The 18,551-nt window shown below is 71.6% G+C and carries 19 protein-coding genes; 12 read left to right on the top strand and 7 right to left on the bottom strand.

The window, feature by feature from the left end:
- Positions 1-8 precede the first annotated feature (8 nt).
- Positions 9-1,250, bottom strand: a complete 1,242-nt coding sequence (locus ACWDY5_RS37855) for a multidrug effflux MFS transporter (protein ID WP_449726950.1) — start codon at positions 1,248-1,250, stop codon at positions 9-11.
- A gap of 56 nt (positions 1,251-1,306) precedes the next feature.
- Here ACWDY5_RS37855 and ACWDY5_RS37860 point away from each other — a divergent pair, with 56 nt between their 5' ends.
- The 5 genes from ACWDY5_RS37860 to ACWDY5_RS37880 all read left to right on the top strand — a co-directional run bounded on the left by ACWDY5_RS37860 (position 1,307) and on the right by ACWDY5_RS37880 (position 5,598).
- Complete coding sequence (locus tag ACWDY5_RS37860) at positions 1,307-1,795, top strand: MarR family winged helix-turn-helix transcriptional regulator (protein WP_449726951.1); 489 nt, start codon at positions 1,307-1,309, stop codon at positions 1,793-1,795.
- A gap of 129 nt (positions 1,796-1,924) precedes the next feature.
- Positions 1,925-2,872: a LysR family transcriptional regulator gene (locus ACWDY5_RS37865; protein ID WP_449726952.1), complete on the top strand. Its 948-nt coding sequence runs from the start codon at positions 1,925-1,927 to the stop codon at positions 2,870-2,872.
- A gap of 88 nt (positions 2,873-2,960) precedes the next feature.
- Entirely contained in the window at positions 2,961-3,191 is a 231-nt protein-coding gene (locus ACWDY5_RS37870; protein WP_449726953.1) for a hypothetical protein, read from the top strand.
- A gap of 44 nt (positions 3,192-3,235) precedes the next feature.
- Positions 3,236-3,691: a flavodoxin family protein gene (locus ACWDY5_RS37875; protein ID WP_449726954.1), complete on the top strand. Its 456-nt coding sequence runs from the start codon at positions 3,236-3,238 to the stop codon at positions 3,689-3,691.
- A complete protein-coding gene (locus ACWDY5_RS37880) occupies positions 3,688-5,598 on the top strand; it encodes a neutral/alkaline non-lysosomal ceramidase N-terminal domain-containing protein (protein WP_449726955.1) in 1,911 nt (636 codons plus the stop codon). Before ACWDY5_RS37875 ends, ACWDY5_RS37880 begins: the two co-directional genes overlap by 4 nt.
- On the opposite strand, the gene ACWDY5_RS37885 is transcribed toward ACWDY5_RS37880, so the two are convergent.
- On the bottom strand, positions 5,595-6,557 hold the full coding sequence (locus tag ACWDY5_RS37885) for a GlxA family transcriptional regulator (RefSeq protein WP_449726956.1): 963 nt from the start codon (positions 6,555-6,557) through the stop codon (positions 5,595-5,597). The two genes, ACWDY5_RS37880 and ACWDY5_RS37885, sit on opposite strands and share 4 nt — an antisense overlap.
- Before the next feature lie 114 nt (positions 6,558-6,671).
- Between ACWDY5_RS37885 and ACWDY5_RS37890 the strand changes: the two genes are divergently transcribed.
- Complete coding sequence (locus ACWDY5_RS37890) at positions 6,672-7,301, top strand: HD domain-containing protein (protein ID WP_449726957.1); 630 nt, start codon at positions 6,672-6,674, stop codon at positions 7,299-7,301.
- 125 nt (positions 7,302-7,426) lie between these two features.
- Positions 7,427-8,518, top strand: coding sequence for a winged helix DNA-binding domain-containing protein (locus ACWDY5_RS37895; RefSeq protein ID WP_449726958.1), 1,092 nt, complete (start codon positions 7,427-7,429; stop codon positions 8,516-8,518).
- Positions 8,519-8,523: 5 nt separating this feature from the next.
- On the opposite strand, the gene ACWDY5_RS37900 is transcribed toward ACWDY5_RS37895, so the two are convergent.
- The 5 genes from ACWDY5_RS37900 to ACWDY5_RS37920 form a co-directional block, all read right to left on the bottom strand.
- A complete protein-coding gene (locus tag ACWDY5_RS37900) occupies positions 8,524-9,372 on the bottom strand; it encodes a GNAT family N-acetyltransferase (RefSeq protein WP_449726959.1) in 849 nt (282 codons plus the stop codon).
- Positions 9,369-10,457: a M20 family metallopeptidase gene (locus ACWDY5_RS37905; protein ID WP_449726968.1), complete on the bottom strand. Its 1,089-nt coding sequence runs from the start codon at positions 10,455-10,457 to the stop codon at positions 9,369-9,371. Before ACWDY5_RS37905 ends, ACWDY5_RS37900 begins: the two co-directional genes overlap by 4 nt.
- A 117-nt stretch (positions 10,458-10,574) precedes the next feature.
- The gene (locus ACWDY5_RS37910; protein ID WP_449726960.1) at positions 10,575-11,951 is read right to left on the bottom strand and encodes a serine hydrolase domain-containing protein; all 1,377 of its coding nucleotides are present in this window, start codon (positions 11,949-11,951) and stop codon (positions 10,575-10,577) included.
- Positions 11,952-12,042: 91 nt separating this feature from the next.
- The gene (locus tag ACWDY5_RS37915) at positions 12,043-12,645 is read right to left on the bottom strand and encodes a class I SAM-dependent methyltransferase (protein WP_449726961.1); all 603 of its coding nucleotides are present in this window, start codon (positions 12,643-12,645) and stop codon (positions 12,043-12,045) included.
- A 10-nt stretch (positions 12,646-12,655) separates the two neighbouring features.
- Positions 12,656-14,188 (bottom strand): MFS transporter, encoded by a 1,533-nt coding sequence (locus ACWDY5_RS37920; RefSeq protein WP_449726962.1) that lies wholly within the window; start codon positions 14,186-14,188, stop codon positions 12,656-12,658.
- Between the two features lie 493 nt (positions 14,189-14,681).
- On the opposite strand from ACWDY5_RS37920, the gene ACWDY5_RS37925 reads away from it, so the two are divergent.
- The 5 genes from ACWDY5_RS37925 to ACWDY5_RS37945 all read left to right on the top strand — a co-directional run.
- Positions 14,682-15,539 carry a S1 family peptidase gene (locus ACWDY5_RS37925; protein WP_449726963.1) on the top strand — a complete coding sequence of 286 codons (858 nt, stop codon included), beginning with the start codon at positions 14,682-14,684 and terminating at the stop codon, positions 15,537-15,539.
- Positions 15,536-16,396, top strand: coding sequence for a S1 family peptidase (locus tag ACWDY5_RS37930; protein WP_449726964.1), 861 nt, complete (start codon positions 15,536-15,538; stop codon positions 16,394-16,396). The genes ACWDY5_RS37925 and ACWDY5_RS37930 overlap by 4 nt, the downstream gene beginning before the upstream one ends.
- Positions 16,397-16,592: 196 nt before the next feature.
- Positions 16,593-17,024, top strand: a complete 432-nt coding sequence (locus ACWDY5_RS37935) for a hypothetical protein (RefSeq protein ID WP_449726965.1) — start codon at positions 16,593-16,595, stop codon at positions 17,022-17,024.
- On the top strand, positions 17,021-17,620 hold the full coding sequence (locus tag ACWDY5_RS37940) for a DUF3558 domain-containing protein (protein ID WP_449726966.1): 600 nt from the start codon (positions 17,021-17,023) through the stop codon (positions 17,618-17,620). Before ACWDY5_RS37935 ends, ACWDY5_RS37940 begins: the two co-directional genes overlap by 4 nt.
- Before the next feature lies 1 nt (position 17,621).
- Positions 17,622-18,551, top strand: a 930-nt coding sequence (locus ACWDY5_RS37945; RefSeq protein ID WP_449726967.1) for a hypothetical protein, incomplete at its 3' end; no start/stop codon positions are given.

Here is an 18,551-nt window from a genome sequence, read left to right on the forward strand (position 1 = left end):
AGCGGATGCTAGGCCGCGTTGGCCTTTCTGGCGGCGGGACGCGCCACGAAGAAGTACATCGCGAACGCGGCTATACCCATAAGCGCCATCGCGGCGGCCATCGGGACCGCGCTGTCCTGACCCGCCAGGCCCACCAAGGGCGCGGTGAGGCCGCCGATGACGAACTGGACCGAGCCCAGCAACGCCGAGGCGGCGCCCGCGGCTTCCGGGTGGTCTGCCATGGCCAGGGTGGTGGTGGTCGGCAGGATCATGCCGATGCTGGCGATCATGACGAACAGCGGGATGAGGAAGCCGGTCAGGCCCAGTTCGGTGCCGCCGATGAGGACCACGGCCAGCAGCGCCAGGCCCGCCAGCGCGACCACCTGGACGCCGATGGCGAGCAGGGTCCTGGAGTGCACCCGGTGTGCCAGGCGGCCGTTGAGCTGGGCGACCGCGACGATGCCGATCGCGTTGGCGCCGAAGATCAGGCTGTAGACCTGCGGGGAGGCGCCGTAGAGGTCCTGGATCACGAACGGCGAGCCGGAGATGTAGGCGAACATCGCGGCCATGGTCAGGCCCGAGGTGAGCACGTAGCCGACGAAGGCGCGGTCGCGGAGCAGGGTGCGGATGGAGCGGAAGGTCTGGCTGAGGCCGCCGCCGTGCCTGCGCTCCACCGGCAGGGTCTCGCGGAGGCCGAACAGGCCGCCAAGGAACAGCAGTACCGCGAAGGCCGCCAGCACCGCGAAGACGCCGTGCCAGGTGGCCACTTTGAGCAGTTGGCCGCCGATGACCGGGGCCAGGATCGGGGCCAGACCGGAGATCAGCATCAAGTTGGAGAAGAACTTCGCCGCGGCCACGCCGGAGTACAGGTCCCGCACGATCGCCCTGGCGATCACGATGCCGGCCGCGCCCGCCACGCCCTGGATGAACCGCAGGCCCACCAGCAGGCCGACGCTGTTGGCGAACACGCAGGCCACCGAGGTCACCGCGTACACCGCGAGCCCGGCCAGCAGCGGACGGCGGCGGCCCAGGATGTCGCTGAGCGGGCCGATCACCAGCTGCCCCAGGGCCAGGCCGATCAGGCAGGCCGTCAGGGTCAGCTGCACCTGCGCGGCCGTGCTGCCCAGATCCGCCGCGATCTGCGGGAACGCGGGCAGGTACATGTCGATGGTGAGCGGCCCGAAGGCGGTGCAGCCACCGAGCAGCACCGCCAGCAAGGCGGTCGCCGCCCTGGACTTCGCTGTCGCCGGTGCGGTCTGCAGGTCAACCACGGAAGCTCCCCAGCTCATTACCTCTGCGAACGATATATAGGGGTTAAGATACGGGAATGCCCGCGCCGGGGAAACGTGATCCCGCCCGCCCCGCCGACCAACGGTCAGCTCTGGCCGAAGACCTGTTCGCGGTCCTGCCGCGGCTGCGGATGGCGGTGCTGCGCAACACCCGGCGGCACTTCCCGCACCCGCCGCTGCCCGAGGCCCAGGCCAACCTGCTGCGCACCGTCGCGGCCAGCCCCGGCCTGACCGTGCGCGAAGCCGCGCAGACCCTCCAGCTGGCCGCGAACACGGTGAGCACACTGGTCGCGGCGCTGAGTGCGGAGGGCCTGCTGGAACGGCGGGTCTGTCCGACGGACCGGCGCAGCGCCCGGCTGCGGCCGACCGAGCTCGCGCTGGGCCGCCTTGCCGAGTTCGACGGGCACCGCAACCGGGTGGTCGGCGAGGCGATGGATCGGATGTCCGCGGCCGAGCTGGACACCATCACCGACGCGCTGCCCGCGCTGCGCCGCCTCATCGCCGAGCTCGACGCGCAACCGGACTGAGCAATGCAAACCGTTGCCACGAAACAGAACTGAACGCGTCTCGACAACTGAACAAAACAGTATTGGCCAACCGGGGCCCTCAGTCGTTTGCGCCTTTCACCCGGCCGTTCGGGTCCATACGATGGCCGCATGGACCTGGAGGTCCGTCACCTGCGGATGCTGTGCGCGATCGCCGAGGCCGGCAGCATGACCAAGGCGGCCGCGGTTCTCGGGCTGTCCCAACCCACGTTGACCCGCCAGGTGCAGCGCCTGGAGCGCTTCATGGGCGGCCCGCTGTTCGTGCGCGAGCGGGACGGCGTGCGGCCCACCGCGCTGGGCGAGTTCATCCTGGTCCGCGCCAACTCCGTGCTGCCGGTGCTGGACGGCCTCGCGCCCTCGCGCGGACTGGCCGAGGACCAGGAGCTGCGCGAGATCCGCATCGGCGTGCGCCCCGGCCCACTGCTGCCCAGCCTGGTGCGCGGCCTGAACACCCTGCACCCGGCGGCCGAGCTGCGTACCGAGGAGGGCCCGTCCTCGCACGCGGTGGCCGAGGTGCTGGACAGCGGCAGGCTGGATGTCGCGCTGCTCAACGAGTGCGACGGCTACGAGCTGCGCAGGCGGCCCAGCCTGGCCTACCACGTGGTGGTGGTGGAACCGGTGTTCGTCCGCCTCGCCTCCGGCCACCCGCTGGCCGCGCAGTGCGAGGTGAGCCTCGGCGACCTGGCCGGTGAGGACTGGGCCACGCCCTCACCGTGCGGCAACAACGACGACGAGTCCATCTACGCCGCCTGCGGCCGGGCCGGTTTTGTGCCGCGCATCCGGCACCGGGTGGACCTGCCGCAGGCCGATGAGCTGGTGCGCAGCCAGCAGGCGGTGCTGCTCTGCCCGCCGCTGTCGGACCCGCCCGCCGGCACGGTGAACCGGCCGCTGCGGGACACGCCGCTGCGCACCACCCGGCTGCTGGTGCACCACCGCGAGGGCACCATCGCCCGCCAGTCGGACAAGCTGCTGCGCTTCCTGGTGGAGGACTACGCCGAGCAGGTCGAGTACCACCCGGTCTACGCGTACTGGCTGGACCGGCACGGGAGTCTGTCGTAAAGGTGAAGAGCGGGCAACGGGGGCCATACGCGGAAGCTATGGCCTGCTGACATTACCCAAACGTTGTGATCTGGCGCACTGTGATGTTATGTCACCTCGCTACTGGGACCTCAAACGGCAGATCGAGGACTACCGGCACGTGGCCAGGCAGCTCCCCCTGCATCAGCCTGACAATGACACTGACCTGCACTACTTCCGCCAGTTCGGCGGTCCGCTGGCCGCCCCCAGCCCGTTCGACTCCCTGTTCCTCAACCGCACGGTCCAGGCCCTGACGCGCCCCCTCGCGCTGCGGAACCTGGCACACGGCAGCCCCGGTTGACGTGACTGGCGGCCCTTCCCGCCAGCTGCCAAGGTGGGTGGACGATGCCAACCCTGCTGATCGTCCACCACACCCCCTCCCCCGCCACCCAGGCCCTGCTGGAGGCGGTGGTCTCCGGCGCGTCCACCGATGAGCTTGAGGGGATCGAGGTCCAGGTCAGACCCGCGCTGACCGCCTCGCCGGTGGACGTGCTCGGCGCCGACGGCTGCCTGCTGGGCACCCCGGCGAACATCGGTTACATGAGCGGTGCGCTCAAGCACTTCTTCGACACGGTCTACTACCCGTGCTTCTCGGCGACCATCGGCCGTCCTTATGGCCTCTACGTGCACGGCAACGAAGGCGTGGAGGGCGCGGTCCGCGCGGTGGAGTCCATCGCGACCGGCCTGAAGTGGCGCAAGGCCTTCCCCCCGGTGACCGTGCTCGGCCGGCCCGGCAAGGCGGACCTGGAGTCCTGCTGGGAGCTGGGCGCGACCGTGGCCGCGAGCCTGCTGGACCAATGACCGGCTACCTGGCCGGGCGCGGCATCTCCGACATCACCGGCGAGGCCGCCGGGTGCGGACTGCTCGGCTACGGCAAGGCCAGCCAGCGCAGCGCCGGCCTCCACCTGCGGCTACGGGCCCGGGCGTTCGTGGTGGCGCACGGCGGGTCCAGGGTGCTGCTGGTGGTCAGCGAGCTGCCGCTGATGTTCGACAGCGTGCACCGGGCGGTGCTGACCAGGCTGCGCGCCCGGTTCGGCGACCTCTACACCGCGCGGAACACCCTGCTCACGGTCACCCACACGCACGCAGGCCCCGGTGGCTACAGCCACCACGCGCTGTACAACCTGACCGTGCCCGGTTTCCGGCCGAAGACCTTCGCCGCGATCGTGGCCGGGATCGTGGAAGCCGTCGAGCGGGCGCACGCCGACCTCTCCCCGGCCACGCTGACCCTGGCGCACGGCGAGCTCCGCGGGGCCAGCGTGAACCGCTCCCGCGCGGCCTGGCTGCGCAACCCGCCTGCCGAGCGCGCGGTGTTCCCGGAGGCCATCGACCCGCAGACCACGCTGCTGCGCGTCGAGCGGGACGGGCGGCTGGCCGGTGCGGTCAACTTCTTCGCCACCCACGGCACCAGCATGTGCAACACGAACCGGCTGCTCAGCGGGGACAACAAGGGTTATGCCGCCTACCACTGGGAGCGCCTGGTCACCGGCGTGGACTACCTGGCCGACGAGCAGCCCGCCTTCATCGGCGCGTTCGCCCAGACCAACGCCGGGGACATGTCGCCGAACCTGAACCTGCGCCCGCACAGCGGTCCCACCGAGGACGAGTTCGACAACACCCGCCTGATCGGCCTGCGCCAGTACGAAGCCGCCGCGGCGCTGGCCACCAAGCCCGGCACGCCGGTGACCGGGGGCGTGGACGCGCGACTGACCTATGTGGACCTGTCCGAGGTGGAGGTCCGGCCGGAGTTCACCGGCGACGGCCGGGTGCACCGGACCGGTCCGCCGGTGACCGGGGCGGCCTGCCTGGCCGGCACGGACGAAGGCCCCGGGTTCCCCGGCTTCCGGCAGGGCCGGGACTCGGTGCTGGACGTGCTGTCTCGCCGGGTCTGGTACCGCTGGTCCGCGCGGCTGCGGGAAACCCAGTCCCCCAAGGGAATCGCGCTACCCGCGCGGCTGTTGCGGCGGGCCGGTCGGCTGGTGCAGGAGCGGTATCCGGTGCAGCTGCTGCGGATCGGCCAGCTGCACCTGATCGGCATCCCCGGCGAGGTCACCATCACCGCGGGGCTGCGGCTGCGGCGCGCGGTGGCCAAGATCGTCGGCGCGGAGCTGGCCGATGTGCTGGTGGCCGGGTACAGCAACGGCTACTTCCACTACGTCACCACGCCGGAGGAGTACCTGGCCCAGCGCTACGAGGGCGGCAGCACGCTGTTCGGCCGCTGGCAGCTGCCCGCGCTGACCCAGGTCGCGGCCGGTCTGGCCACCGCGCTGCGCGACGGAGTCCCAGTGCCACTGGGCACTCCGCCGCCGGACCTCGCCAAGCGGGTGCGCGCGCACCGGCGACGAGGGCTGGACACACCGCCGCAGGGCCGGGAGCTCGGCGAGGTGCTGGTGCCGCCACGGGATGCCTACCGGCCGGGCGAGCTGGTGCGGGCGGTGTTCGCGGGCGCGCACCTGGCCAACGACCTGCGGCGCGGCGGCACGTTCCTCCAGGTGCAGCGGCGGGAGGGCGCGGACTGGGTCACGGTGGCCGACGACGGCGACTGGTGCACGAAGCTGCACTGGGTCAGGCAGCGCGTCACCATCACCTGGGACATTCCGGCCGGGACCGCGGGGACCTTCCGGCTGCGCTACCACGGCGATGCGCGCACCGCGGCTGGCCGGTGCCGTCCGGTTTCCGGCTGCACGCAGGAGTTCCGGGTCGGCTAGCCGCGGCGGAACCGGGTCCGGTAACCGCTGGGCGAGACCCCGGTCTCCCGGTGGAAGGCCCGGCGCAGCGTCTCCACCGAACCGAACCCGGCCCGCCGGGCCACCACGTCCAGCGGATCGGCGGTGCCCTCCAGGTGCTGCCGGGCCGCCTCCACCCGCACCTGCTCCACGTAGCGCTGCGGGGTGGTGTCCAGCTCCTCGCGGAACAGCCGGGTGAGGTGCCGGGCGCTCATCCCGGCCCTGGCGGCCAGTTCGGCCAGCGAGTGCGTGCCCGCCGGGTCGGTGACCACGGTGTCCAGCAACCGGCGCAGGCCCTCGGTGCGCGGCCGTCCGGCCCGCAGCCGCGCGCTGAACTGGGACTGCCCGCCCGGCCGTTGCAGGAACACCACCAGGTGCTTGGCCACCAGCCGCGCGGTCTCCACGCCCAGGTCCTCCTCGACCAGGCTCAGCGCCAGGTCGATGCCGGAGGTGACCCCGGCGGAGGTGATCACCGGCCCGTCCCTGACGAAGATCGCGTCCGCGTCGACCTCGATCGCGGGGAACTTCCTGGCCAGCGCGTCGGCCAGGTCCCAGTGCGTGGTGGCCCGCCGCCCGTCCAGCAGCCCGGCCGCGGCCAGCACGAACGCGCCCGCGCACACCGAGGCAGTGCGTTCGGCCTGCCCGGCCAGCCGCCGCACCTGGGCCAGCAGCCCGGTGTCGCTGATGGTGTGCGCCCAGTTCGGCCCGCCCGGCACCACCAGGGTCGCCCCGTGTGCCTGCGCCTCGGCCAGGTCGAGGTCGGCCCCCAGCCGCGAGCCGGTGTTGGCCCGCACGTCCCGCCCGCCCGGCGCGGCCAGCAGCAGCCGGTAGTTCCCGCCCTGCTCGTTGGCCACCGCGAAGACCTCCAGCGGCCCGGTGACATCGAGCAGGCGGAAGCCGTCGTAGAGCAGGACGAGCACGGTGCGGGGCAGAGCTGGCACCTCCCCAGTATGTCCGGAACCGAGGGATTCGCGGCCAGATCACCGCGCGTGCCGCGGCGTGTCCGCTGACAGTCTGAACAGGACCGATCCTCTTCCAGTGCAACGGAGAACCGCGTGCCCGCCACCCTCACCGTCCCGGACAGCGCGCTGGCCGCCGAGGCCACCGAACTCGTGCGCGACCTCACCGACGACCTGCTCTACCACCACTCCCGCCGCGTCTACCACTTCGGTGCGCTGCGCGGCGAGCACCGGAGCCTGACCTTCGACCGGGAGCTGCTCTACGTGGGCGCGATGTTCCACGACCTCGGCCTCACCGAGCGGCATCGCCAGTCCCGGCAACGGTTCGAGATCGACGGCGCGGACGACGCGGCGGAGTTCCTGCGCCGCCACGGCCTGCCCGAGCAGGCGGTGACCACGGTGTGGACCGCGATCGCCTTGCACACCACGACGGAGATCCCGCACCACATGGCCCCGGAGATCGCGCTGGTGATCGCCGGGGTGGAGGTCGACGTGGTGGGCATCGGCCTGGACGAGGTGACCAATGCCGACCGGGAGGCCGTGGTCGCCGTACATCCTCGGCCGGAGTTCAAGCGGCGCATTCTGGAAGCGTTCCACCGTGGACTGGCGCACCGGCCGGAGACGACCTTCGGCAACATCAAGGCAGACGTGCTGGCGCGGTACGAGCCTGAGTTCACGCGCACCGACTTCGTGGATGTGGTCCTGGGGTCTGCCTGGCCTGAGTAATGGTTACCTGAGTGGACAACCGACGACCGGACGGGCCAGCGGGCTACTCATCAAACGGGTAACATCCTTGGGTTCTTGCCCGGATTGTGCCCGGTCCGCGACGGGAACATGATGAGCTGGCCGGTATGGACATCGTGACCCGTGGCCGGCTCAACCGGGCGACGCTGGCGCGCCAGCACCTGCTGAGCAGGGAGCAGGTCTCCGCGGTCGACCTGGTGGAGCGACTGTGCGGGATCCAGGCCCAGGAGGCGCGGCCGCCGTTCGTGGCGCTGTGGACCCGGATCGCCGGCTTCGAGCGGCGGGAGCTGCACGAGGCGCTGCACGAGCGCCGGATCGTCCGGGCCACGCTGCTGCGCGGCACCCTGCACCTGATGAGCGCGGCGGACTACCTCCGGTTCCGGCACACCCTGCAGCCGATGCTGACCGCCTCGCTGCGGGTGCTGGGTTCCCGGGCCAACGGCCTGGACCTGGAGCGGTTGCTGCCCACCGCGCGGGCGATCCTGGCCGCCGCGCCGCGCAGCTTCACCGAGCTGCGCCCGCTGCTGCAGGAGGCCTTCCCCGCGGTGAACGACCGCGCGCTGGGCTACGCGGTGCGCACCCAGCTGCCGCTGGTGATGCGGCCGACCCAGGACCGCTGGTCGTTCCCGACGGTGGCCGCCTTCACCCTGGCCGACGAGTGGCTACCCGATCCACTGTCCACTGTGGACGAGACGGACCAGCTGGCGCTGCGCTACCTCGGCGCGTTCGGCCCGGCCTCCGCGCAGGACTTCCACACCTGGTCCGGGCTGGCCGAGGCCAAGCAGATCATGGACCGGCTGCGGCACAAGCTGGAGGTCTTCCAGGACGAGAACGGGCGCGAGCTCTTCGACCTGCCCGAGGCCCCGCGCCCGGAGGAGGACGTGCCGGCCCCGGTCCGCTACCTGCCGGAGTTCGACAACCTGGTGCTGGCGCACGCCGACCGCACCAGGGTGCTGGCCGACGCGCACCGCGGCGAGGTAGTGACCAAGAACCTGCGGGTGCGGTCCACCTTCCTGGTCGACGGCCAGGTCCGCGGCGTGTGGGAGACCACCCGCAAGAAGGACAAGGCGATCCTCACCCTGCGCCCGTTCCTGCCGCTGTCCCGGGGCACCCTGGACGAGCTGGTCGAGGAGGGCGAGGCGCTGCTGCGTTTCCAGGAGCCGGAGGCGGGCACGGTCGAGGTGACCGTCGCGCCCTGACCCGCTCAGCGGTCCGCTCTGGACACCACGTAGGACCCGCTGCGCAGGAACCCGGTCACCCTCGCGCCGGCGTCCAGCAGTTCGCCGAGGGTGTCCCTGACCGCGAACCGCCACTCCACCGCGAGCACGGGATCCTTGCCGCGCAAGGTCTCGATGTCGGCGGGCACCGCGACCAGCACGGTGTCCGCCCCGGTTTCCCGCCGCACCGGACGACCGTCCACATCGGACAGAAGTGGTTCGGCGGTGGTGATGTCCGGGGTGAGCGGGCGGCCGCCGCAGGCCGCGGCGACCGTGGGGTCGGTGAGCCGCCAGGACAGCAGCACCCGGTCGCTGGGCCCGGCGTCGTTGATCTCATCGGCCATCGGGCCGTAGAAGTCGGGCAGGTACTCCGCGGGCAGCGCGGCCAGCTTGGCCAGGTTGAAGAAGGCGTTGCGGCGCACCAGCGGGTCGAAGGTCCAGCTGACCACGTCCAGGCCGCGCACCAGCGCCCAGGCCCGCTGGTGCAGCTTGAGCGCGTAACCGACCGAACGGCCCTGGGCCTGGCCGGACACCCCGGCCACGTGCGAGTGCAGGCCGCGGCCGATCGGCGCGGCCAGGAACCCGGCGCCCGCGCCCACCAGCTCGTCGGCGCTGAACGCGCCGGCCACGTAGCCGCCGGTGTGCTCCAGCACCCGCATCAGCTCGACGGTGATCGGCTCGCTGCCCGGCTTGGGCAGCCAGATGTCCTGGAACAGCCGGAAAGCACGTTGCAGGTCGCTGAGCTCGGCCAGCTCGGCCAGCTCCACCCCGGCGGCGTGCGCGGCGGCCAGCGCGTCCCGCTTGGCGGTCTCCACCAGGGCTGCTTCGGCGCTCATCCACGGCTCCGCACGTCGTCGACCAGCGCGGCCAGCAGCGCGGCGCGGGGCGGGATGTGCGCGGTGAGCACGTGTTCGTGCTCGGCGTGCGCGCCGCCGCCGACCGCGCCGAGCCCGTCCAGGGTGGGCACGCCGATCCCGGCGGTGAAGTTGCCGTCGGAGGCCCCGCCGACCGCGACCGAGCTCAGCGGCGGCAGTCCCAGCCCGGCGGCCAGCGCGACCGCGCGGGCGTAGAGCTCCGCCGAGGACGCGGCCTCCATCGGCGGCCGGTTTGGGCCGCCCAGCGGATCAAGCCGCACCCCCGGCAGCACCGGGGCGAAGGCGCGGATGGCCTGGTGCACGCGCTGCTGTTCGGCGGCGGTGCGGGCACGCACATCGCAGTGCACCACGGCCGCGGCGGGCACGGTGTTGGTGGTGGTGCCCGCGGACAGCACGGTCGGGGTGACCGTGGTGCCCAGTGCCGGATCGCCGAGCGCGGTCAGCGCCAGCACCTGGTGGGCGAGCTCGATGCCCGCGTTGGCGCCCAGCTCCGGCTCCAGCCCGGCGTGCGCGGCGCGGCCGGTGATGGCCAGCTGGTACATGCTGGTGCCCTTGCGCTCGGTCTTGAGCGCGCCGTGCTCGCCGCTGCCCTCCAGCACGAACACCGCGGCGCAGCCCCGCGCGGTGTCCTCGATCAGCTCCCGGGAGGTCAGCGAGCCGACCTCCTCGTCCCCGCTGACCAGCACGCTCACCCCGTCCAGACTGGGCAGCCAGGACAACGCGTGCAGGGCCTGGGCCAGCCCGGTCTTCATGTCGAAGCAGCCGGGCCCGCGCAGCACGCCGTCGGTGACCGAGAACGGCAGCCGGGCCAGGGTGCCGATCGGCCACACCGTGTCGTGGTGGGCCAGCACCAGCACCCTGGGCCGGTCGCCGAAGCGCCAGCGCAGGTGGCTGACCCCGCCACGCTCCAGGCGTTCCGGGGCCGCGCCGAGCAGCCGGGCACCCTGCTCGGCCACCAGGTCCGCGCTGCGCGCCACCGCGGCCAGGTCGGCCGAGGGCGACTCGCAGGAGATCAGCTCGCCGAGGTCGTCGAGCAGAGCGGGCAGGGCTTGGGTCGCGCGCCGGAGCAGATCGGAGGTCACCGGCACAGTCTGCGAGATGACGACCCGGCCAGTCTTGCCCGGGTGGGCGGCCCGGTGGCCGGTTGAGGTCAGGCCGCCCGCTCAGCTGCCAGGGATCCGCGCCGCCGCCCGGCTGCTGTGCAGGAACCGCGCGGGCTGACCAGGCTCCCCCACCAGCACGTACACCGGGTACAGCCCCATCCTCGGCGCCGTGGCGATCAACGAGTTCGCGGTGAGCCCGAGCAGTTCCACCGGTTCCTCCGACGGCAGCATCATCTTCGCCTCCTCGGTCAGCGGCCGCATCGTCAGCCAGAACCGGCCCTGCTCGTCGACGGTGATCTCCTGGCTGGCCAGGACCGCGTCGTACCTGCCGACCGCTCGGCCGGGGTCCACCGCGACCGGTTCGGCAGGCGGGACCAGCGCGCCGGGCAGCTGGGCCCCGCCCAGCTCGGCGACCAAGGGGCGCACCAGGTCCTGGTAGAGGCCGAACGTGTCGCCGCCGTTGGTCAGCAACGCCACCGCCACGCCGGCGGCGGGCACCACGCGGAGGAACGCGCTCTGGCCGATGGTGCCGCCGTCGTGCCCGACCGACCGGTTGCCCGGGAGGTCCCACACACCCCAGCCCAGGCCGTAGTGGCCAGGCAGCAGGCCAACCTCGGGCACGGCCACCCGCGGCTCCAGCATCGCCTTGGCCAACTCGGCGGACAGCACGCCCTCGCGGCCGCCGTCCAGCGCCAGCCTGGCGAACTCCAGCAGGTCGGCCGCGCGCATGGACAGCAGCGCGCCGGCGGGCGCGGAGGAGGCGGCCAGCGACCACACCGGGGCCGGGACCAGCTCGCCGTCCGGGCCGGGCAGGTGGCCGAGGGCGGCGCGGTAGCGGATGGCCTCGGTGGCGTCGGTCGCGGTGTGCGTCAGGCCGAGCGGGGTGATCAGGTGCTCGCGCAGGGCCTGGCTGAAGGGCTTGCCGCGCAGCACCTCGACCAGGCGGCCGAGCACGATGTAGCCCGCGTTGTTGTAGGAGAACATCTCGCCGGGCGGGAACAGCTGCGCCGCGTCGCCGAGGGTGGCCACGAACTTCTCGATCGCGTCCGCGCCGTGGCCGGTGTCCCGGAAGAGGTCCCCGGCGAACCCAGCGTTGTGCGCGAGCAGCTGCCGGGTGGTGATCACCGCGGCCGCGCCCTCATCGGCCAGGGTCAGCTCCGGCAGGTACTCGCGCACCGGCCGGTCCAGCTCCAGCAGGCCGTCCTCGAGGAGCTGGAGCACCAGGATCGCGGTCCACAGCTTGGTGATCGAGCCGATCTGGAACAGCGAGTCGGTGGTGGCCGCGACCCCGGTGCCCAGGTTGAGCACCCCGGTGGCGGCCGTGACGATCTCGCCGTCCACCAGCACCGCGGCCTGGGCCCCCGGCACCCCGTGCGTGGCGGCCAGCTCGGGCAGCTGCTCCTGGAGCCGGGCGCGGATGTCCTCGATACGGGTCATGCCACCCAGCTTAGCGTACTTAGTACGTTAACGCTCGCGACAAAGCAGGGCCGAGCGGCGGGCGACTGGGATCCGGCCGCCCGCCATCAGGTCAGGCCGCGGGCTTGCGGTAGGCCATGCGCAAATTCTGCGGGCCCTTGCTCAGGTTCTGCTTGGTCAGCAGCGAGTCGATGAGCTGCTGCACCGGCTTGCGCCGCTTGTGCAGGATCACCGGCCGCCACACGAACGCGACGAACTCCCCGCCGGGCCGCAGCACCCGGACCGCCTCGCGCACCGCGGCCAGCGGGTCGGGCACCTCTTCCAGGCTGTAGGTGAAGAAGATGGTGTCCACGCTGTTGTCGGCGAAGGGCAGCTTGCAGCCGTCCCCCGCCACCAGCACCAGCTCCGCGCCCGGCGTGCCCGCGTGCTTGTCGGCGAGCTTCTTCTGCGCGCCCGCGGCCGGGTCCAGCCCGATCAGCCGGGCGTCGCCGCCGAGGTGCTCGCGCAGCGCCTTGGTGAAGAAGCCGCCGCCGCTGCCGATCTCCACGGTGGTGCTGCCCGGCTTGCTCGGCACCCACTTGCGCACGTCCCTGCTGGGCAGGTCCCAGCCCAGCACGAACCGCAGCACGGGGTGGCTGATCAGCCGGTACAGCACGGCCGGGGTGCGCCAGCCCTTGCGGACCTGGGGCTCGGACTCGGTAGCGGTGGGGGTCACAGCTTCTCTCTCAGTCGTGTCCTGCGGACTTGATGACCTGCCGGGGCAGGAGTCGGGAGGCGACGATCGCGGCCAGGGTGAGCACCACCGCGGCGATCACCAGGGTGACGGTGAGCCCGTCCACGAAGGCCTGCCTGGCGGCGCCGAGCAGCGCCTCACCGGCCGGTCCGCCCAGTTCGCGCCCGGCCCGGTCGGCCTCGGACATGGACTGCCGCGCCACGTCCAGGCTGCCCTGCGGCACCCCGGGCACGGCGGCCAGGTGCGCGGAGTAGACCGCGGTCATCACGCTGCCCACGATCGCGGTGCCCAGCCCGGTGCCCAGCTCGTAGCCGGTCTCCTCCACCGCGGCCGCGGCGCCTGCCTGCGCGGGTGGCGCCGAGGCGAGCAGCGCGTCGGAGGAGGCGGTGAAGGCCGCGGACACGCCGAGGCCGACGCCGAGCAGGCAGGGCACCAGCAGCCACGGGTGGTCCTGGGTGTCCAGCCAGAACCCGGCTGGCACCAGCGCGATCGCGGTGACGGCGAAGCCGCCCGCGGTGACCACGCTGGTGGAGAAGCGCTGCAGCAGCGGCGCGGCGAGCAGGCCACCGGCGATGGCGGCGACCATCGCGGGCATCAGCCGCACCCCGGCCTCGAGCGGGCCGAGTTGCAGGACGTACTGGAGGTACTGGGAGAACGTCAGGCCGAGACCGGCCAGCGAGCTCATCACCAGCACCACGCAGGCGACCGCGGTGCTGAAGGTGGCGTTGCGGAACATCCGCATGTCCAGCAACGGTTTTTCCATGCTCAGCTGCCGCCGGACGAACCAGACCAGCATCAGCAGGCCGCCGAGGCCGGTGCCGATCGCGACCGGGTCGAGCACACCGTGGTGCCCGGCCTGCTTGACGCCGTAGGCGATGCCGAGCACGCCGAGCGCGGACAGCAGCGCGGAGAGGATGTCCCAGCGGCCCTTGGCCGGGTCGGCCGACTCGGGCACCAGCCACAGCGCCAGCGGGATGGCGACCACCATGACCGGCACGTTGATCAGGAAGGCCGCGTGCCAGGAGAAGAACTCCACCAGCACCCCGCCCAGCAGCGGGCCCAGCGCCGCGCCGGAGGCGGCCACCGCGCTCCACACGCCGATGGCGAACTGGCGTTCCTTGCGGTCGGGGAAGATGTGCCGCAGCACCGACAGGGTGGCCGGCATGATCATCGCGCCGCCGATGCCCAGCCCGGCGCGCGCGGCGATCAGCATGCCGGTGCTGGTGGACAGCGCGGCCGCGATCGAGGCCGCGCCGAAGACCAGGTAGCCGTACATCAGGATGCGGCGGCGGCCGTACCGGTCGCCGAGGGTGCCGAAGGCGATCAGCAGCGGGGCGGCCAGCAGCGAGTAGACGTCGATGATCCAGAGCAGCCCGACCGGGCCCGGCTTCAGATCAGCGGCGAGCGAGGGGACCGCGGTGTGCAGCACGGTGGCGTCCACCGCGACCAGCAGCAGGCTCACCGACAACACGGTGAGCACGGCCCAGCGCCGACGCGAGACGACCGCGGTGGGTGCGGTGTCCATCGGGTGATTCCCTCCCCTGCTCGCCACCAGGGACGTTCCCCTGGCGCGGCACCGACCCTAACCGAGCTTCAGCTGGGCTTCAGGTCTGCCCCGTAGTTGAGAACTTACGATGAACCAACGCCGAACGCGGCAACTTGGTTCCAGAAGAGACAGTAGTGTTTCAACCAGGGCCGGTCAGTGAGCTTTCGTCGAGTGCCACGCTGACGAAGGTCGGTGCCAGGGGCCATCGATTGCCCGGCGCGCACAAGTGGGCCACAAATCCAGACGCGCGAGCCGCGAACCGAGTTGCGCCAGGTGAAAGTGACCTGGATCACCGTCCGATCGGCCCACGCCGATGGGTGGTCGAGCTTCCGTCGATCGTCTGATGTGGCCCCCTCTCACCTGCGCATAGCGTCGCGGGCACCCCATTTCCGATCTTCCGGGAACGGGGTCTGCACACCTTTCTGCCAGCGCAGAGACAAAAGGGGCACTCATGCTTGGCAAACGTCTCCTCATGGCCGTGTTGGCCGCGACCCTCGGCGTGGTGGCCACCGCCGGGGCAGCCGCGGCCGCACCGCCGAACAACCCCGGCGACCCGGGCGCGCTCGTGGTCGGCGGCACTCCGGTGCCGGACGGCAAGTACCCGTTCATGGTCACCTTGCAGGACGCCCGGTTCGGGCCGACCGCCTACGACCGGCACAACTGCGGCGGCACCCTGGTGGGCCCGCGCGTGGTGCTGACCGCGGCGCACTGCGTCGCCGGCTACACGCCGGAAACCCTGCCCAGCCTGACCGTCATCGCCGGGCGCACCCAGCTCTCGATGAACCAGGGCGAGGAGCGCAAGGTCCGCTTCGTCACGGTGCACCCGAAGTACAAGGCCGACCGCAGCTACGACATCGCGCTGCTGTCCATCGACCAGCCGATCACCACGATCAAGCCGATCCAGCTGGTCACCCCGGGCACCGACGCGCTGGAGCGACCGGGTCGTCTGGTCACCGGCATTGGCTGGGGCAACACCGAGGCCCAGCCCGGCTTCCCCGGCGGCGGCGTGGTCAACTACCCGGACCGCATGCAGGAGGTCGACGTCCCGCTGATCTCCAACGACGAGTGCGCGGTCTCCTACCCGGAGACCTCCGACCGCGACCTGTGCGCGGGCAAGACCGGCAAGGACACCTGCCAGGGCGACTCCGGCGGCCCGCTGTTCGTCTCGCTGCCCAGCCGCAACACCTTCATCCAGATCGGTGTGGTCAGCCGCGGTCGTGGCTGCGCCGCGCACGGCTTCCCCGGCGTGTACAGCAAGCTGTCCAACGAGGAGCTGGGCGGCTGGATCCAGGCCCCCACCACCCTGGCCACCCTGGGGGTCACCCAGTGAACCGTGGCAAACGCGTGCTCTTCGCCGCACTGACCGCCGCTCTGAGCCTCGGCCTGCTGACGGGGACCTCCGCCGCGTCCCCGTCCACGCCGCCGGGCGACCCGGGCGCGCTCGTGGTCGGCGGCACCCCGGTGCCGGACGGCAAGTACCCGTTCATGGCCACCCTGCAGGACTCACGGCGCGGCCCGACCGCGTACAACCGGCACCGCTGCGGCGGTTCGCTGGTGGGCCCGAGGGTGGTGCTGACCGCGGCGCACTGCGTGGAGGGCTACGACGCGGAGACCATCAAGAACGTCTCCGTGCTCGTCGGCCGCACCGCGCTCTCGGCCGCCCAGGGCGAGGAACGCCCGGTGGTCGGCTTCGAGATGCACGAGAAGTACCTTGAGGACGGCAGCTACGACGTGGCGCTGCTGTACTTGGCCACCCCCATCACCACCATCAAGCCCATCCAGCTGGTCACCCCCGGCACGGACGCGCTGGAGCGGCCGGGCCGCATGGTCACCGGCATCGGCTGGGGCAACATGGAGGCCCAGCCCGGCTTCCCCGGCGGCGGCGTGGTGAACCGGCCGGACCGCCTGCAGGAGGTCGAGCTGCCGCTGATCTCCAACGACGAGTGCGCGGTCTCCTACCCCGAGACCTCCGACCGCGACCTGTGCGCCGGCCGGACCGGTAAGGACACCTGCCAGGGCGACTCCGGCGGCCCGCTGTTCGTCTCCCTGCCCAGCCGCAACACCTTCATCCAGATCGGCGTGGTCAGCCGGGGCCAGGGCTGCGCGGCGACCGGTTACCCCGGTGTGTACGCCAAGCTGTCCAATGTGGAGATCGGCGAGTACATCTCACCAAAGGCAAAAGCCTGACCTATTGACCAAGTGACGCTCCGCCAGTCAATTGCACTGGCGGAGCGTCACTTTTTTATGGGTAGTACTACTCCTTTTGAGGGATCCTGCCGTCGAGTGGATCCGCTGCCGTTCCCGATCCGTCCATGGTTACGATGCCTGGGGGATGGAAATTGCCAGCCGCAGTGGATAATCGCCGCGTTGCCAAGGGGGGACCATGGCGGATCCAGACGAGCACCTACTCACGCCCAGCCAGCGCCATCTGCTGGACCAGCAGAAACGCGCGAACCCGAGCCCACGGCCGGTGGATGTGCAGGGGTCGCTGAGCCAGGCGGGCCGGTATCGCATCGACCCGGCGCACGCCAGCAAGGCCCTGGCCAAGCTCGAAGAGGCCCTGGAAGAGGTCGTGTCGATCGGGGAAGCCGCCCGGCGGCTTCAGCTGCTCGACCCGCCGTACAACGACCCGTACAGCAAGGCCGCGGTGAAGTCGATCATCCAGCGGGCCAGTGACGAGCAGGGTTGCCACGGCAAGGCCAACCGTGACCTGGCGCAGACGCTCAACAATATGATCAAGAACATCAGGGCTATGGTGCGCGAGCACGAGAACGCCGAGGGCAAGAACAAGGGCATCGGAGGACACCGCTCGTGACCCGCGCAGTCCAGCTCGCCGCGATCATCTCACTGAGCACGCTGGTGCTGGCCAGCTGTGGCGGTGGAACGCCCGATCCGGCTCCGACCAGTGCACCGCCCAGCACCAGCGCGCAGAGCCCGGCGCCGCCGATCAACAACCCGCTCTCGGCCGAGAAGTTCAAGGATCGGGTGTGCGACCTGCTCACCCCAGCGCAACTCGCGACGGTCGGGGCGACCAAGCCGCCGAAGCCCGAGGACTCGGTCCTCGGACCGGCCTGCGTGTGGGGCGCCAAAGATGTCATCGCGGATGCCCGGGTCTCCGCGGCCCTGTACACCAAGCCCGATGCCGTGAAATGGGACCGGTTCTTCGAGCTGCGCGACCGGAATCCCTTCTTCGAGCCCGCCGGTGAGCTGGCCGGTACCCCGGCCGTGCACACCAACGACGAGAAGACCGCCGAACGCGGCGGCTGCACCACGCAACTGGGTCTGAGCAAGGACCTCATGATGGAGGTGTCGGTCAACCTCGGTTCGGACCACGCGGACTACAAGACGCCGTGCAAGGTCTCCGACCAGATGGCGACTCTCGTGGTCCAGAACCTGCGGGCGGGAGGCTGACATGGGGGACGTTGTCCGGTATGCCGCGATCAGCAAGGACGGCAGCCTGCCCAGGGCCCAGGCCTTCGACGGGCGCACGATCTACGACTACTTCAACCAGAACGTCAAAGGCACCGGTCCCACCACCGATGCCAACAAGGACCAGTGGACCCAGCTCGGCAAGCGCTACGACAAGGTGGCGCGGCTGATCGAGGAGGCCATGGCCGTCGGCAAGATCGCCTTTGAGGGCAAGGGCGGCGACGCCATGCAGAACAAGATCGCGCCGGTGGTGGCCATCGCGACCCAGGCCAAGGGGGTCTGTGACAGCGTGGCGCTGCAGGTGGCCGCGCAGGGGGATCATGCGCGGGCGGCGCAGCGGGCCATGGAGAAGGTGCCGGATGTGCCGCCGGAGCCGTGGCTGAACGACTTCATCCCGATGGACACCGACTTCGACAAGGCGAAGCAGGCCGAGGGCGAGGCGGTCAAGCGCAACCAGGAGCGCTTCGAGTCCTACCGGGGCAACACCCAGGGCACCGTGGACTCCTTGCCGCAGTACCAGTTCCAGCCGCAGCCTGAGCTGACCCTGGACACCGGCAACGGCAACCCCGGCGAGGTCGATCCCGGTCGCCGGGACCCCGGCCGGGTGGACCCGCCGCGCGGACTCCCCGGCCAGCCGGGCCGCGTCGACCCGCCCGGCGGCGTCACCGGTGGCGGTGGCGGCGGGGGCGGCGGTGGGGGCACCGGCAACGACCAGGTGCGCAACGACTGGAACATCCCGGCCCCGCCGCCGGTGGGCGGTCCGCCGCTGCCGCAGCCGGTTCCCGGACCGGGTCCGATACCGGGACCAGGGCCGTCGCCGCTGCCGATGCCCCTGCCGCCGCCCGGTTTTCCGCCCGGTGGCGGGACGCCGCCCGGCGGTGGCAGTGGACGTGGCGGCGGCGGCGGCGGGTTC

The organism is Crossiella sp. NPDC003009, assembly GCF_053591555.1.

Bases quoted from the DNA above. Each gene is read 5' to 3' on its own strand.
- ACWDY5_RS37860 (WP_449726951.1), top strand. From the start codon at position 1,307: ATGCCCGCGCCGGGGAAACGTGATCCCGCCCGCCCCGCCGACCAACGG.
- ACWDY5_RS37865 (WP_449726952.1), top strand. From the start codon at position 1,925: ATGGACCTGGAGGTCCGTCACCTGCGGATGCTGTGCGCGATCGCCGAG.
- ACWDY5_RS37870 (WP_449726953.1), top strand. From the start codon at position 2,961: ATGTCACCTCGCTACTGGGACCTCAAACGGCAGATCGAGGACTACCGG.
- ACWDY5_RS37875 (WP_449726954.1), top strand. From the start codon at position 3,236: ATGCCAACCCTGCTGATCGTCCACCACACCCCCTCCCCCGCCACCCAG.
- ACWDY5_RS37880 (WP_449726955.1), top strand. From the start codon at position 3,688: ATGACCGGCTACCTGGCCGGGCGCGGCATCTCCGACATCACCGGCGAG.
- ACWDY5_RS37895 (WP_449726958.1), top strand. From the start codon at position 7,427: ATGGACATCGTGACCCGTGGCCGGCTCAACCGGGCGACGCTGGCGCGC.
- ACWDY5_RS37900 (WP_449726959.1), bottom strand. From the start codon at position 9,372: ATGAGCGCCGAAGCAGCCCTGGTGGAGACCGCCAAGCGGGACGCGCTG.
- ACWDY5_RS37910 (WP_449726960.1), bottom strand. From the start codon at position 11,951: ATGACCCGTATCGAGGACATCCGCGCCCGGCTCCAGGAGCAGCTGCCC.
- ACWDY5_RS37920 (WP_449726962.1), bottom strand. From the start codon at position 14,188: ATGGACACCGCACCCACCGCGGTCGTCTCGCGTCGGCGCTGGGCCGTG.
- ACWDY5_RS37925 (WP_449726963.1), top strand. From the start codon at position 14,682: ATGGCCGTGTTGGCCGCGACCCTCGGCGTGGTGGCCACCGCCGGGGCA.
- ACWDY5_RS37935 (WP_449726965.1), top strand. From the start codon at position 16,593: ATGGCGGATCCAGACGAGCACCTACTCACGCCCAGCCAGCGCCATCTG.